Source organism: Nocardiopsis salina YIM 90010, from assembly GCF_000341025.1.
Taxonomy (GTDB): Bacteria; Actinomycetota; Actinomycetes; order Streptosporangiales; family Streptosporangiaceae; genus Nocardiopsis; species Nocardiopsis salina.
In genome coordinates, this window is record NZ_ANBF01000128.1 from 1 (window position 1) to 13,884 (window position 13,884).

Consider the following 13,884-nt stretch of genomic DNA (forward strand, 5'->3'; position numbering starts at 1 on the left):
GCGAGACCGGGACCAACTAGACCGGCACCCGGCGGGTCGAGCGGGGGCCACCGACTCCACCAGGGCCAACCGGGGCAGCAGCATCCTCCGACTGCGCCGGGACAGCCAGAGCCACATCGAGCCACCCGCCCCGCTCTGCCACGATCCCCGCCCCGACCCGCCGGCCTTTCAGGAACCGGCCCTCTGGTTGTTAGTGCTCTTACGGGCACCGACACCGGCCTGTAGTGACAGTAAGAGCACTAACAACGCCGCAGAACCGGACACCCGCCACCCCCGGCCCCACAAGCAACCGGCCCCATGAGCACCCCCTCGTGAGCCACCACGAGTCCGGGGCCCGGGGGCCGCCCGCACACCCGTCACCCCTGACACTCAATGCCCCGCCGGGAGTGCGCGGGTCCGAGCAGTTCGCCGTCGCAGGAGCGAGCCACCGCCCGCACGCCGCAAACGTTGGTCGCAATGCGGCCACCCCAAGGGGTGGCAGTGGACCCCCGTTCCTTTGGGCTGCCAGGGGCCTCGGGGGTGAACAGGGGTTCGTCGATGCGGGTCGGGTCAGCCCGGCCAACAGGGCCGGAACGCACACCCCGAGGCGCCAGGGACCGACCCACCACCACACCCGCACCCTCCCGACAAGAGAACGAGACCGGGGGTGGCGCCGACGCGGGTTGCGAAACGGCCCGGCCGGGCTACGATCCCGACCCCCGACGAACCACCACCCCCGAGGCAACACCACAGAACAACCATTTCGACCACCCGAAGCACCACCCCGAAGGCCGCCCCGGCTCATCCTGAACCCGGAGCGGGCCCGACCGCGGGCAGGCGGCGGGCCTCAGCCCTGGCTGCGCGCGGGGACCGGGTCACCCTGACGGTCGTGCTCGCGGCCCAGAGCGATGGGCGCGGCCAGCCACTCGTCGCGCAGCCCGAAGGCGTCCACCAGTTGCACCGCGTACGGGCGCAGGCCCCGGCACAGTTCGTTGACGGCGGCGGTCACGGCCTTGGCACGCGCTGTGGACAGGCGCTCGTGCTCCAGGAACCAGGCCCGGTCGTCCTCGATCACCGACATCACGTAGAGGTCGCACACCCGGTTGAGGAGCTTGGCCGTGGAGGTGTCGCCGCACCGGTCGATGCCGGCCACGAAAGCCTCCAGCACCACGCGTTCCATGTGCACCCGGCCGGCTCGCAGCACGTGGTCCTGGGCGTGGTTGAAGACCTCGAATCCGTCGCTGCCGTCCTTCCTCGCACGGCGGATGCGCGAGGCCAGGCCCTCCACGACGTGCTTCTCGCGGTCCTCCATCAACTCCAGCTGCCAACCGCGGTTGTACAGGCTCGTGTTGCCGCCCCGGCCCGGCGCGGCTGCCACGAGCCGTTCGCTCAGCGGGACCGCGGCCGTGCGCTCGATGACCGTTTCGAAGACCTTGTTCGCCATGAACCGGGCCAGGCCCATCTGGTCGAGGTCGCCGAACGCGTCCTGGAAGTTGGTGAGGAGCCCCTTCGTGAGCTGCTGCAGCAGGACCGTGTTGTCACCCTCGAACGTGGTGAAGATGTCGGAGTCGGCCTTGAGCTGCGGGATCCGGTTCTCGGCCAGGTACCCGGCGCCACCGCAAGCCTCGCGGGCGGTCTGGATGGTCTCGGTGGCGTGCCAGGTCGACATCGCCTTGAGCCCGGCCGCACGCGACTCCAGCTCCCGCTGGTCGTGCGGGTCGCGCTCCTGGTCCCCGTACAGCTCGTGCAGCCGGGTGACCAGTTCCTCCTGGGCGAAGTGCAGCGCGTAGGAGCGGGCCAGCGCAGGCAGGAGCTTGCGCTGGTGTGCCAGGTAGTCCAGGATCCGCACCTCGCGCTCGGGCTCGCCGTCGGCGGCCGGTCGGGTGAACTGGCGGCGGGTGTCGGCGTAGCGCACCGCGATGCTCAGTGCGGCCTTGGCCGCACTGCCCGCGCCGCCGGCCACACTGATGCGTCCGCGGATCAGTGTGCCCAGCATCGTGAAGAAACGCCGGTTCTTGCTCTCGATCGGGCTGGTGTAGGCGCCGTCCGGGCCCACGTCGCCGTACCGGTTGAGCAGGTTGGTGCGCGGCACCCGCACCTGGTCGAACCACAAGCGGCCGTTGTCGACGCCGTTGAGCCCGGCCTTGGGGCCGCAGTCCTCGATGGTCACGCCCGGGGCCGCGCTGCCGTCGTCGTTCCTGATGGGGACCATGAGCGCGTGAACGCCGTGGTCGATCCCCGCGGAGTGCAGTTGGGCGAAGACCACTGCCATGCGTCCGTCGCGGGCGGCGTTGCCGATGTAGTCCTTGCGCGCCGACTCGTCGGGCGTGTGGACCACGAACTCCTCGGTCTTCGGGTCGTAGGTCGCGGTCGTGCGCAGGCTTTGCACGTCCGAGCCGTGCCCGGTCTCGGTCATCGCGAAGCACCCGGGGATGTCCAGCGACATCGCTCCCGGCAGGTACTCGTGGTGGTGGCGTTCGGTGCCCAGGGCGTTGATCGCCCCGCCGAACAGGCCCCACTGCACGCCCATCTTGACCATGAGAGAGAGGTCCGTGACCAGCATCTCGAAGGCCACCACGGAGGCGCCCACGTCACCGGAACCGCCGACCTCCTCCGGGAACCCGTAGGTCTGCATCCCCGTCTCGGCCAGCTTGGCGAGCCGCTCGGTGGTCAGGGCCCGATGGTCCTCCATCGACAGCCCGTTGACGGGGGCGAAGTCCTCGCCCTGGAGCAGGTCCCGTGCACGCTCGCGCACGTGGGCCCACCGTCCGTCGAGCAGCCCCCGCAGTTCGGAGTCGTCGGCTCGTAGCGGCTGTTCGGTCATGGTTGCGGTCCCCCTTCTTGCGCCTGTGCCCCAACGTTATGGGAGAGACGCGGGAGACGTCAGACCGCTACCTGCGGTGGTCGGTCCGGTGCGGGGGAGGGTACTGCTGTCCCGGCCCGCTGTGCGAGCTCGTCCAGCGACACCCCGAGAGTGTGTGCGATGGCCGCGACGGTGAAGAACCCGGCGCTGGGGATCCGCCCGCCCTCGATCTTGCGGAGGGTCTCGACCGAAATGCCCGCGCAGCGGGCCACCTCCACCATCGTGCGTTCGGCGCGCGCCTGCCGCAGCAGGGCGCCCAGGGCACGGCCGCGCTCGATCTGGTCTGCGCTCAGCGGTTCACGAACCATGCCGTGCAGTGTAACCCCGCCCGGGGCGACCGGGCCCGGGACGAACGGGCCCCGTTCAGGGTGCGCTAGGCAGAACGCTTCATGTCAAGCACGCGGGATCGACCGGCTCAGGCCAGGGCGGGCTCGATCAGGCGCACCACGCCGTCCTCGGCGTCCAATTGCGCCGGAACACCGAGCGGAACGGTGATCTGGGCCGCACAGTGTCCGAACTCCAGCCCCCACAGCACCGGAATCCCCAACGGCCCCAGGCGGTCACGCATCAACTCCGCGATCGTGCCCAGGTCCGGCGGGCAGTCGGTCCACGTCCCGAGCACGATCCCGGACACCCCGTGCATCCACCCGGAACGGATCAGGTGCGTGAGCATGCGGTCCAGGCGGGCCACGTCCTCGTTGATGTCCTCCAGCACCAGGATCCCGCCGGCTGCGGACGGACGGCTGTGCGGCGTGGCGAGACCGTCGTTGAGCAGGCTCAGGTTCCCGCCGAAGGTCACCCCTTCGACACGGCCCGGCACCAGGGCGTGCGCACCCGGGGAGGTCAGCACCGTGCGCGTTTCCGGAGCGAACAGCGTCGTGTGCAGTTCGTGCTGGGCGACCGCGTCACCCACGAAGTACTTGGTCCCCACCACCGGTCCGTGCACCGTGGCCACACCCAGCTCCACCGCGAAGGCCTCGTGCAGCGCGGTGATGTCGCTGAAGCCCACCAGCACCTTGGGGCCGGCCTCCCGCATCGCCCCGAAGTCCAGCAGATCGAGTGTGCGGTGCGCTCCGTCCCCGCCGCGGGCGCACAGGACCGCGTCCACGTCCGGATCGCACCAGGCCTCCTGCAGGTCCGCGGCCCGGTCGGCGTCGTGTCCGGCCAGGTAGGGCAGGGCCGGGTGCCGATCGCGCACGTGAGCACCCAGGCTCACCCGCAGGCCCCACCCGGACAGCACGGAAGCAGCAGCCTCCAACTGTCCCGGCGGTACCGGGCTGCACGGCGCCACCAGACGCACGCGGGAGCCCTCCGACAACCGGGGAGGTCGTTCCAGCACCGGCACACCCACCGGAGCCTGTCGCACCGTCCGTCCGTGTGCCGGTCTCGCCTGGGCACCGGCCGTCGTCTCGCCCATCCCTCACCCTTCGCCGGGCCCGCACCCCCTCCGGGCGCGGGCCGCCCTCTCGGTCCCGCCCGGTTCATGAACGCAGGAACGTGTCCAGGGCGCGCACCCCGAACCGCAGACCCTCCAACGGCACCCGCTCGTCGACCCCGTGCAACAGGCTCCCGTAGTCCCTCCNGCACTCGATGCCCAGGCGCGCGAAGACCTTCGCGTCGGTCCCCCCGGCCAGGCACACAGGGACGACGTACGCGTCCGGGTCGTGTGCCACCAACGCCTCTCGCAGCGCCGCGAAGTCGGGGGAGTCCACGGGGGCCGACACCGGCGGGGAGTGGTGTGCGAAGTCCCAGCCCACACGCTCCCCGGTGAGCTCGTCCATGGCCCGCGCGAACTGCTCCTCCGCGCCCGGCAGCACACGGCCGTCCACACCGCCGACCGCCTCGCCCGGCACCACGTTGACCTTGTACCCGGCCGAGAGCATGGTCGGGGCTGCGCTGTTGCGTACCGTCGGGCCGATGAGCGGGGCCGCCCGTCCGAAGCGCCCCACCAGTTCGGCGACGGCGGTGTAGGTGTCGGTGTCGCCCTGGACGCGTTCCACCTCCAGGGCGCGCGCGATCGCATCGATGGCCGCACGGGTGACCGGGGTCAGGTGCAGGGGCCACTCGTGCCGGTCGATGCGCGAGACCGCTTCGGCCAGGGACGTGACCGCGTTGTCGCGCGGGGGCCGCGAGCCGTGCCCGGCCGTGCCCTGCGCGCGCAGGTCCAGCCAGGCGCTGCCGCGCTCGGCCGCCCCCACCGGGTACAGGCGCACCGGGCGGCCCGACTCCGTAGCGGCGTGGATGGTCTCCCCGCCGCCCTCGCCGATGCCGACCGTGCAGCCCTCGAACAGGTCGGGGTGTTCGCGCACCAGGAAGTCCGCGCCGTAGTGGGCGCTGTCCTCCTCGTCTGCCACCAGTGCGATCACCACGTCGCGCCGCGGACGCAGGCCGTACCGGGCCCAGCGGCGCACGACCGCGATGACCTGCGCGACGGTGTTCTTCATGTCCACGGCGCCGCGCCCCCACAGGGCGGCTTCACCGGTGACCGGGCAGTTCGCGATCTCCCCGGAGAACGGCGGGACCGTCCAGTCTGCGGCGGCCGCCGGGACCACATCCAGGTGCCCGTGCACCAGCAGAGCTGGGGCGTCGGGGTCGGTTCCCGGGACGCGCAGCACCGTGTTGGCGCGGCGGGGCGCCGACTCCAGGACCTGGGGGACATGGCCGCCGATGCTCAGCGCCTCGGCGGCGAACTCGGCGACCCCGCGTTCGTCGCCGTCGCCCCCGCCGTTGTTGGTCGAGTCGCGCCGGATCAGATCCCGAGCCAGGTCGACGGCCTCGTTCCCGGCGTCGCGCAGTCCGGTCTCCGGGTCGGTCACGATTGCAGATGGGTGGCCCACGGCTCGGCCTCGCTCTCAGACGGATCCACCCCGGGCGGCGGGTGCACTGCCGCCGGTACCGGGGTCCTACGCTCTGGTCGGACTCGGTCCGGGCGCATTCGGTTCACCACCCACGGTCGGCCGGGGCGGTCCCCTCCGCGGGCCCGGACCCCAGTCCTACCCGTAGCGCTCTTCCATCGCCTGCGAGACGAGCGTGGCCAGCGCCTTGAAACAGCGGATCATCTCGTAGGCGTTCGGGGCCTCGTACCGAACGGTGCGGACCCCGGTGCGTTCCACACCCGGCACGAGCGCGGCGGCCTGGGCCAGGTGTGCGGAGTCGGTCTCGACCTCCAGCAGCATCGGGCGCGGCGCGGCGGGCTCCACCGCCCCGGCCAGGTCCATCGCGCTGCGGGCGGCCGCGCCGATCGCGGCGGCCGTGCGCGCGGGCGGACGGCAGCGGGCGGCGTAGCGGCTCACATGGTCCTTGACCGCGACCTTGCGGGCGTCCGGTGCGTAGGTCTCGGCGTCCTCGCACGCGCGGTCGTCGCCGGTGACCAGCACGACCGGGGTGCCGAACTCGGCGACCACGGCCGCGTTCAGGTGCCCCTCGCTCGCGGGCGCCCCGTCGAGCCACACACCGGTGATGGCGTTGGGCAGGTAGGTGTGGGCGAGCACGCCGTCCTCGCCGGCGCCGCAGTGGTAGCCCAGGAACACGATGCCGTCGACATCGCTGGCCTGGACCCCCTCGACCATGGAGAGCTCCTTGTGGCGGCCGGTGATCATCGTGGCGCGCTCGTCCAACCCCTCCAGGAGCAGGTTGCGCATGGTCGCGTGCGCCTCGTTGACGAACACCTCGCTCGCCCCGCCGTCGAGGAGCCCCCCGATCGCGGCATTGACGTCGCTGGTGAACATGGACCGGCAGCGCTGCCACTCTTCCGTGCCCGGCTCGCAGTCGGCGGGCCCGGTGACGCCGGTGGCGCCCTCCATGTCGGCGGAGATGAGGATCTTCACGCGCACGACCCTACGCGGGCGTGCGCGTGAAGACCATGGATCCTGCGAACCGGCCGGTTCCGGCCCCGTGGACACGAACGGCCCCGGGCAGAGCCGGGGCCGGAAGGTGCGAGCGGGGTTGTCAGGGCAGCGTGAGGATGTCCGCGCCGGACTCGGTGATGACCAGCGTGTGCTCGAACTGCGCGGTCCACTTGCGGTCGGCGGTCACGGCGGTCCACCCGTCGTCCCACAGGTCGTACTCAACGCCGCCCAGGGTGATCATGGGTTCGATCGTGAAGGTCATGCCCGGTTCCATGACCGTGGTCGCACGCGGATCGTCGTAGTGCGGCACCACCAGGCCCGAGTGGAACTCCGGACCCACGCCGTGGCCGGTGAAGTCGCGCACGACGCCGTAACCGAACCGCTTGGCGTAGGACTCGATGACCCGGCCGATCACGTTGAGCTGCCGGCCGGGGCGGCACGCCTTGATGGCCCGCATGGTGGCCTCCTCGGTGCGCTCCACCAGCAGGCGGTGCTCCTCGGAGACGTCGCCGCACAGGAACGTGGCGTTGGTGTCGCCGTGTACACCGTCCTTGTAAGCGGTGATGTCGATGTTGACGATGTCGCCGTCGGAGAGAACGGTGTCGTCGGGGATGCCGTGGCAGATGACCTCGTTGAGGGAGGAGCACAGCGACTTCGGGTAGCCCTTGTACCCCAGGGTGCTCGGGTAGGCGCCGTGGTCCAGCAGGAACTCGTGGCCGATGCGGTCGAGCTCGTCGGTGGTCACGCCAGGGCGGACGTTCTTGCCGATCTCCTGCAGGGCCTGACCGGCGATGCGGCCGGCCTCGCGGATGCGCTCGATGGTCTCCGGGGTCTGGATGTCGCCGAGGACCCCCTCGACGGGCCGTTTGCGGCCTACGTACTCCGGCCGGACGATGTGCGAGGGGACCGAACGTTGTGGCGAGATGCGCCCAGGTACCAGCGGAGTAGTCATGGACACGAATTGTAGTTCGTGTGCGGCGGCCGCGGGGCTCTCGCGAGTGTGGCGTGAGAGGCTTCGGACGGCCCCCGGCGGGCATGCTCCGCCCGGGGAACCCGACAGCCATGCAACAGGAGGCCGACATGGGTGACGTACTGGACGGCGACTGGTGGTACTGCCTCAAGCACAACCGGGTCGAGCACGGCGCCGGATGTCCCAACAAGCAGCGCATGGGTCCCTACCCGGACGAGGCGACGGCGGCGAACGCGTTGGACATCGCCGCCCGCCGCAACGAGCAGTGGGACGAGCAGGACGAGGCCGAGCGCGACTCGTGAGGGTCCGGGCCGCTGGATGCCGCTCGGGGACGCCCGTGGCAGGATCGCGTCATGACTACGACCGAAGACAGCCCCCGGGCCGACGTCGCCGCGGCGTCCGTCGCGGTCCTCGGCGGTACCGGTGACCAGGGCCGGGGTCTGGCCCGCCGCCTGGCCCTGGCCGGCAACACCGTCTACCTGGGTTCCCGCAAGCCCGAACGTGCGCAGCAGGCCGCAGCCGAGCTCGTGGAGGGCGAGTCCTCCGCGATCGACGTGCGCGGCCTCGACAACACGGCCGCCGCGGCCGCGGGCGACATCGTGATCGTCGCCGTCCCGTGGGACGGCCACCGCGAGCTGCTGCAGGGGTTGGTCGAGCCCCTGGCCGGCAAGATCGTCGTGGACTGCGTGAACCCCCTCGGCTTCGACGAGCGCGGGCCCTTTCCACTGGAGGTCGAGGAGGGCAGCGCCGCCCAGCAGGCCGAGCAGATCCTGGTCGACAGCCGTGTCACCGCCGCCTTCCACCACGTCTCCGCGCGCCTGCTGCTCGACCCGGACGTCGACGAGGTCGAGCTCGACGTGCTCGTCCTCGGTGAGGACCGCGCCGCCACCGACACGGTGCGCGAGCTCGCCGACCGCATCCCGGGTGTGCGGGGTGTCTTCGGCGGACGCCTGCGCAACGCCCACCAGGTCGAGGCGCTCACCGCCAACATCATCGCCGTCAACCGCCGCTACAAGACCCACGCCGGGATCCGCATCACCGGTCTCTGAGGGATGCGGTCCGGGCCGCTCGCACGTGTGCCCCGCCCCCGGGACCGGGGACGGGGCACACACCGGGTGGCCGGGTCGGTCAGCTCACCCAGCCCTTGACCTTCTCCACCAGCGCGGCCGGGTTCTCGCCGACGGGGGTGACGTTCAGCTGGGTGACACCGGCGGCGCGGAAGGCCTCAACGCGCTCGCGCACGTAGGACTCCGGGCCGACCATGTTGGTCAGCTCCACGAACTCCTCCGGCACCGCTGCCGCGGCCTCGTCCTTCTTGCCGTCGAGGTAGAGGTCCTGGATCTTGGCGGCCGCCTCCTCGAAGCCGTACCGCTGGGCCACCGTGTTGTAGAAGTTCTTGCCCTTGGCGCCCATCCCGCCGACGTACAGGGCGATCATCGGGCGCATGAAGTCCAGGAGCTTCTTGGTGTCCTCGCCCTCGCCGATTGCGAGCATGCCGCCGGCGGTGACCTCCAGCTCGCCCAGGGACGGGTCGCGCTCGGCCTTGCCCGCGGCCAGCGGCTCGGCCCAGACGCGGTCGGCCAGCTCCGGGATGAACAGGTGCGGGAGCCAACCGTCGGCGATCTCGGCGGTCATCGCCACGTTCTTCACGCCCAGGGCGGCCACGTGGATGGGGATCTCGGCGCGCACGGGATGGTTGATGATCTTCAGGGGTTTGCCCAGGCCCGTGCCCTGGTCGGTGGGCAGCGGGAGCTGGAAGGCCTTGCCGTCGTGGGTCAGGCGCTCCTCGCGGGCCCAGACCTTGCGGCAGATCTCGATGGTCTCGCGGGTGCGGGTCAGCGGCTTGCTGTAGGGGATCCCGTGGAAACCCTCGATGACCTGCGGTCCGCTCGCGCCCAGCCCCAGGACCGCGCGCCCGCCGGAGATGTTGTCCAGGCCCGCGGCTGTCATCGCGATGAGAGTGGGGGTGCGGCTGTACAGGGGCAGGATCCCGGCCGCGATGCGCACCCGCTCGGTGCGTGCGGCGATGTAGCCCATGAGGGTGGGGCTGTCGAAACCGTAGGCCTCGGCGACCCAGACGGTGTCGAGGCCGGCCTTCTCGAGTGCGACCACGGAGTCGGCGGCCGCTTTCGGGTCGCCGTCGTACTGGAGCTGCGTCGAGATACGCATGTGCTTCGTCCCTTCCTGAGGGCGTTCCCGCGGCGCCCGGGGCCCGTGCACCGGCCGCTGCTCGGTCTCGAGTCACTGTACTACCGAGTATCGTTCGGATTGTTGCCTGAGTCACAGGAGGTGCGCGTCCTGCCGGCCCTGCCCGTCCGATGCCCCGTCACGGGTACGGGCACGCGGCAGGGGCGGGGCACACTCGCCCCGCCCCTGTGTTCGCATCGGGGACCTCAACCGCTGTAGGAGTGCTGGTCCTCGGGGAAGCTGCCCTCCCGGACCTCCTCGGCGTAGGTCTCGGCCGCATCGCGCAGCGACGCACGCAGATCGGTGAAGGTCTTGACGAACTTCGGGGTCCAGTCGCTCAGACCGGCCATGTCCTGCCACACCAGCACCTGCGCGTCGGTCGATGCGCCCGCGCCTATACCGACCGTCGGGACACCCAGCTCCTCGGTCACGCGTGCGCCCAGGTCGGCCGGGACGGCCTCCAGCACGACCGCGAACGCACCCGCGCGCTCCATCGACCGGGCGTCCTCGAGCAGCTGGTCGGCGGCCTCACCTCGGCCCTGCACCCGGAACCCGCCGAGGGTGTTGACCGACTGCGGGGTCAGCCCCACGTGCGCCATGACCGGAACCCCGGCCCTGACCAGCAGCTCGACCTGCGGAGCGACCTCCGTGCCGCCCTCGAGCTTGACCGCCTGGGCCCGGCCCTCCTTCATGAAGCGGGTCGCGGTCTCCAAGGCCTGCTGGGGCGAACCCTCGTAGGAGCCGAAGGGGAGGTCGGCCACGACCATGGCGCGCTGGGTGGACCGGGCAACCCCCGCCACCAGGGGCAGGAGCTCGTCGACCGAGACGGGCACGGTCGTGTCGTAGCCGTAGACGACATTGGCGGCCGAGTCGCCCACGAGAAGGACGGGGATGCCCGACTCGTCGAAGATCCGGGCGCTCATCGCGTCGTAGGAGGTCAGCATGGGCCAGCGTTCCCCGTGCCCCTTGGCCGAGGCCAGGTCGCGCACGGTCACACGCCGGTTCGTGACCCCGCCGTAGAGGGCGGTTCCTCTCGAGGGGGCCTGGGATGTGGTGTTCATGTGTGATCGTTCCTTACGTGTCCTCGAGGCACCTCGTGGGTGTCCCCGGGCGTTGTGGACGATTGTTGTGGCCGCGCGGAACGCGGTGACCGCATCATCGCACGGTGCGTTCCGGGCGCTCCCTGTCGGGTGGAACCCCGATACCGCTTCGGTTCATCCCCGCAGCGCGTGCGCCCGCGGATGTGTGACGGACGTGTCCCGTGGGGCAGCGGTGGTGCTCTCGCGGCATACCGGTCGGTGCAGCCCCGGGTAGGGTCACAGGGCATTCACGCAGATCGAGGGACGGTGACGTGGACCGAGAGACAGCTCATCGCCGCAGGTGGGGAGCGCTCACCGTGCTCATCATCTGTCTGCTGGTACTCGTGGCCGACAACACGATCCTCAACGTGGCGCTGCGTGTGCTCTCCGACCCCGAACAGGGGGTGGGTGCGAGCCAGGCCCAGCTGGCGTGGGCGATCAACTCCTACACCCTGGTCTTCGCCGGGCTGCTGTTCACCTTCGGGGTGCTCGGCGACCGGTGGGGGCGGCGGCGACTGCTCGCCTCCGGGTTGTTCGTGTTCGGTGTGGCCTCGGCGCTGTCGGCCTACTCCCAGAGCCCCGAACAGCTCATCGCAGCTCGCGCCGCGATGGGGTTCGGGGCGGCGATGGTCATGCCGCAGACGCTGTCGATCATCACCGACGTGTTCCCGTCCGACGAGCGCCCTCGCGCCATCGGGATCTGGGCCGGGGCGGTCGGGCTGGCTCTGGCGATCGGTCCCACAGCCGGCGGCCTGCTGCTGGAGAACTTCTGGTGGGGTTCGATCTTCCTCATCAACGTGCCCTTCGTCCTGGTGGGGCTGTCGCTGATCTTCGTGCTCATCCCGGAGTCGCGCGACGAGAACCCCGGACGCCTGGACCTGGTCGGGGTCCTGCTGTCGATCCCGGGCCTGGTGCTGCTCATCTACGGTGTCATCACCGCGGGGGAGCGGGCCTCGCTGACCGATCCCGACGTGGTCGTGGCGCTGTTGGGCGGGCTCGGGGTGCTCACACTCTTCGTGCTGCACGAGAAACGGGTGGACGACCCCTCGCTCGACGTGCGCTTCTTCCGCGACCCGCGGTTCAGCGTCTCCATCGCCGTGATCCTGCTGCTGTTCTTCAGCATGGCCGGGATCATCTTCTTCATGAGTTTCTACTGGCAGAGCGTGCGCGAGTTCAGCCCGCTCGTGGCCGGTCTGCTCGTGCTCCCCTCGGCGGTGGGGCAGATGATCTTCGCGCCGCTGAGCCCGACCCTGGTGCGCAAGGCTGGCCCGCGTTCCGTGGCGGCCGGCGGCATCGTCGCCGTGTGCTGTTCGTTCGTCTTCTTCGCGGTGATTCAGCAGGACACTCCGATCCCGCTGATCATGCTGTTCTTCTTCGTGCAGGCGGCGGCGATGGCGACGGTGCTCACCCCTGCCACCGACGCGATCGTGTCCTCGGTTCCCCCGGGCAAGGCCGGCGCGGCCTCGGCCGTGCAGAACACCGCCCGCCAGATCGCCACCGCGCTGGGGGTGGCGGTGCTGGGCGCGGTCATCTCCGTGCACTACCGGTCGGCCCTCTCGCCGGAGCTGCAGCGTGTCGCCGCCGAGGAAGGAGTACCCGAGGAGCGGGCCCGGACGGCGGGGGAGTCGATCGAGGCGACCATGACCCTGGTCCGGGAGCTCGGTGATGCGGGGCGGGTGCTCGTCGCCCCGGCCAAGGAGGCGTTCGTCTCGGGCATGCACCTGGCGGCGCTGGTCTCGTTGGCGTTCGGGCTCGTCGGGCTCGTCGTCGTGCTCATCTGGCTGCCGCGTTCCTCCGGGGGCGGCGGCGAACGGGGTGAGCGCGGTCGCGGTCCCGGAACACGTTCGGGGTGAAGCGGTCCGCGTACTCGGAGGTCGGCCGCACTCGGCGACCCGGGCGACGCCCCGGCCGGTCTGACCCTTCGTGAGCAGGAAGTCCTCGTGCATCTGGCCGCGGGCGGGACCAACTGGGAGATCGGGGAGGCGCTGTTCATCTCCCCGAAGACGGTGAGCGTGCACATGAGCAACCTGATGTCCAAACTCGGCGTCACCAACCGCAACGCCGCCGCGGTCCGGGCCCGCGGCCTCGGTCTCACCTGACCGGAACGGCAGGCCGGGGTCACCCGGTGCCCAGGGCCGGAGCGATCCGCTCATGCAGCACCTGCTCCAGCACGTTCCCCGTCGGTCCCCGCACCGCAGCGCACGACCGCGCGCAGTAGGTCGATTCTGCGATCCAATATGCACCCATGGTCACAGGTTCCGTGCACAACTGTGCGATGGACGTCAATGGTCTGACCGGCACAGCATGGGAGCGGGGCCCGGACCGCCGCCGGGATCCGGGCCCCGCTCCTGGCGGGTCCGTCGACCATCCACGACTTCCGGAGGTGTGCATGTCCTCGACGATGGCCTTGGCGGCCGCCGTGCTGTTCGGGCTCTCCCACTTCCTCAACGGCGTCCTCGCCAAGCGGGGATCGGGCCTGCGTGTGGCCGTGTACTCCCAGCTCGGGGGCGCCGCCTTCTTCGCCGCGGCCGCGCTGTGCACCGACACCGCCCGGCCGAGCGGTCCCGAACTGGCGTGGGCCACGGTCTCGGGCGTCGGCGCGGGCATCGGCGTCTGCGCGCTCTACGAGGGGGTGCGCCGGGGCGGGGTCTCGGTGGTGATCCCGCTCTCGGGCCTGTTCTCGGTCTCCCTGCCCATGCTCGGAGCGGTCCTGCTGCTCGGCGAACGCCCCGGACACGTGACCCTGCTGGCCCTGGCCGGGCTCCTGCCCGCGATCTGGCTGCTGACCTCAGCGGGGCGGCCCGGCCCCGGAACCGGGTCCACCACGGCACGCGGCGCCGCCCTCGGCGTGGTCGCGGGTGCGGGGTTCGGGCTCCAACTCCATGCGCTCGCCCACATCGGCCCCGGCGGCACCGCCGCGGCCCTGCTGGTGGGACAGGCGGCCTCGCTCCTGGTCCT

General features: G+C 71.1%; 13 protein-coding genes. 5 read left to right on the top strand and 8 right to left on the bottom strand.

What is annotated here, in order from left to right; genetic code table 11:
- Positions 1–826 precede the first annotated feature (826 nt).
- The 6 genes from D474_RS0114525 to map all read right to left on the bottom strand — a co-directional run bounded on the left by D474_RS0114525 (position 827) and on the right by map (position 7,642).
- Positions 827–2,803, bottom strand: coding sequence for an acyl-CoA dehydrogenase family protein (locus tag D474_RS0114525; protein ID WP_017614281.1), 1,977 nt, complete (start codon positions 2,801–2,803; stop codon positions 827–829).
- A 59-nt stretch (positions 2,804–2,862) separates the two neighbouring features.
- Positions 2,863–3,150 carry a helix-turn-helix domain-containing protein gene (locus tag D474_RS28805; RefSeq protein ID WP_017614282.1) on the bottom strand — a complete coding sequence of 96 codons (288 nt, stop codon included), beginning with the start codon at positions 3,148–3,150 and terminating at the stop codon, positions 2,863–2,865.
- Between the two features lie 107 nt (positions 3,151–3,257).
- The gene (locus D474_RS0114535) at positions 3,258–4,259 is read right to left on the bottom strand and encodes a S66 peptidase family protein (protein ID WP_026118489.1); all 1,002 of its coding nucleotides are present in this window, start codon (positions 4,257–4,259) and stop codon (positions 3,258–3,260) included.
- A gap of 64 nt (positions 4,260–4,323) precedes the next feature.
- Positions 4,324–5,679, bottom strand: a complete 1,356-nt coding sequence (locus tag D474_RS0114540; RefSeq protein WP_026118490.1) for a M20/M25/M40 family metallo-hydrolase — start codon at positions 5,677–5,679, stop codon at positions 4,324–4,326.
- 156 nt (positions 5,680–5,835) lie between these two features.
- Positions 5,836–6,669, bottom strand: coding sequence for a M55 family metallopeptidase (locus tag D474_RS0114545; RefSeq protein WP_026118491.1), 834 nt, complete (start codon positions 6,667–6,669; stop codon positions 5,836–5,838).
- Positions 6,670–6,790: 121 nt separating this feature from the next.
- Positions 6,791–7,642: a type I methionyl aminopeptidase gene (gene map, locus D474_RS0114550; RefSeq protein WP_017614286.1), complete on the bottom strand. Its 852-nt coding sequence runs from the start codon at positions 7,640–7,642 to the stop codon at positions 6,791–6,793.
- Positions 7,643–7,770: 128 nt separating this feature from the next.
- Here map and D474_RS0114555 point away from each other — a divergent pair, with 128 nt between their 5' ends.
- Together D474_RS0114555 and npdG are read left to right on the top strand one after the other, a co-directional pair.
- Positions 7,771–7,962, top strand: coding sequence for a hypothetical protein (locus D474_RS0114555; RefSeq protein WP_086002948.1), 192 nt, complete (start codon positions 7,771–7,773; stop codon positions 7,960–7,962).
- A gap of 51 nt (positions 7,963–8,013) precedes the next feature.
- Positions 8,014–8,709: an NADPH-dependent F420 reductase gene (gene npdG, locus D474_RS0114560; protein ID WP_017614288.1), complete on the top strand. Its 696-nt coding sequence runs from the start codon at positions 8,014–8,016 to the stop codon at positions 8,707–8,709.
- Positions 8,710–8,788: 79 nt separating this feature from the next.
- Here npdG and D474_RS0114565 read toward each other — a convergent pair whose 3' ends face one another.
- Both D474_RS0114565 and panB read right to left on the bottom strand, forming a co-directional pair.
- Complete coding sequence (locus tag D474_RS0114565) at positions 8,789–9,829, bottom strand: LLM class F420-dependent oxidoreductase (protein ID WP_017614289.1); 1,041 nt, start codon at positions 9,827–9,829, stop codon at positions 8,789–8,791.
- 224 nt (positions 9,830–10,053) lie between these two features.
- A complete protein-coding gene (panB, locus tag D474_RS0114570) occupies positions 10,054–10,908 on the bottom strand; it encodes a 3-methyl-2-oxobutanoate hydroxymethyltransferase (protein WP_017614290.1) in 855 nt (284 codons plus the stop codon).
- A 290-nt stretch (positions 10,909–11,198) separates the two neighbouring features.
- On the opposite strand from panB, the gene D474_RS28810 reads away from it, so the two are divergent.
- From D474_RS28810 to D474_RS0114585, 3 genes are all read left to right on the top strand, one after another.
- Positions 11,199–12,779: an MFS transporter gene (locus tag D474_RS28810; protein ID WP_051050980.1), complete on the top strand. Its 1,581-nt coding sequence runs from the start codon at positions 11,199–11,201 to the stop codon at positions 12,777–12,779.
- A 60-nt stretch (positions 12,780–12,839) separates the two neighbouring features.
- Positions 12,840–13,025, top strand: coding sequence for a response regulator transcription factor (locus tag D474_RS31075; protein WP_083931837.1), 186 nt, complete (start codon positions 12,840–12,842; stop codon positions 13,023–13,025).
- 146 nt (positions 13,026–13,171) lie between these two features.
- A partial coding sequence (locus tag D474_RS0114585; RefSeq protein WP_152476857.1) for an EamA family transporter occupies positions 13,172–13,884 on the top strand: 713 nt, incomplete at its 3' end.

Excerpts from the sequence above, each read along its gene's own strand:
- npdG (WP_017614288.1), top strand. The coding sequence starts at position 8,014 with ATGACTACGACCGAAGACAGCCCCCGGGCCGACGTCGCCGCGGCGTCC.
- D474_RS0114535 (WP_026118489.1), bottom strand. The coding sequence starts at position 4,259 with ATGGGCGAGACGACGGCCGGTGCCCAGGCGAGACCGGCACACGGACGG.
- D474_RS0114525 (WP_017614281.1), bottom strand. The coding sequence starts at position 2,803 with ATGACCGAACAGCCGCTACGAGCCGACGACTCCGAACTGCGGGGGCTG.
- D474_RS0114555 (WP_086002948.1), top strand. The coding sequence starts at position 7,771 with ATGGGTGACGTACTGGACGGCGACTGGTGGTACTGCCTCAAGCACAAC.
- D474_RS0114565 (WP_017614289.1), bottom strand. The coding sequence starts at position 9,829 with ATGCGTATCTCGACGCAGCTCCAGTACGACGGCGACCCGAAAGCGGCC.
- panB (WP_017614290.1), bottom strand. The coding sequence starts at position 10,908 with ATGAACACCACATCCCAGGCCCCCTCGAGAGGAACCGCCCTCTACGGC.
- D474_RS28805 (WP_017614282.1), bottom strand. The coding sequence starts at position 3,150 with ATGGTTCGTGAACCGCTGAGCGCAGACCAGATCGAGCGCGGCCGTGCC.
- map (WP_017614286.1), bottom strand. The coding sequence starts at position 7,642 with ATGACTACTCCGCTGGTACCTGGGCGCATCTCGCCACAACGTTCGGTC.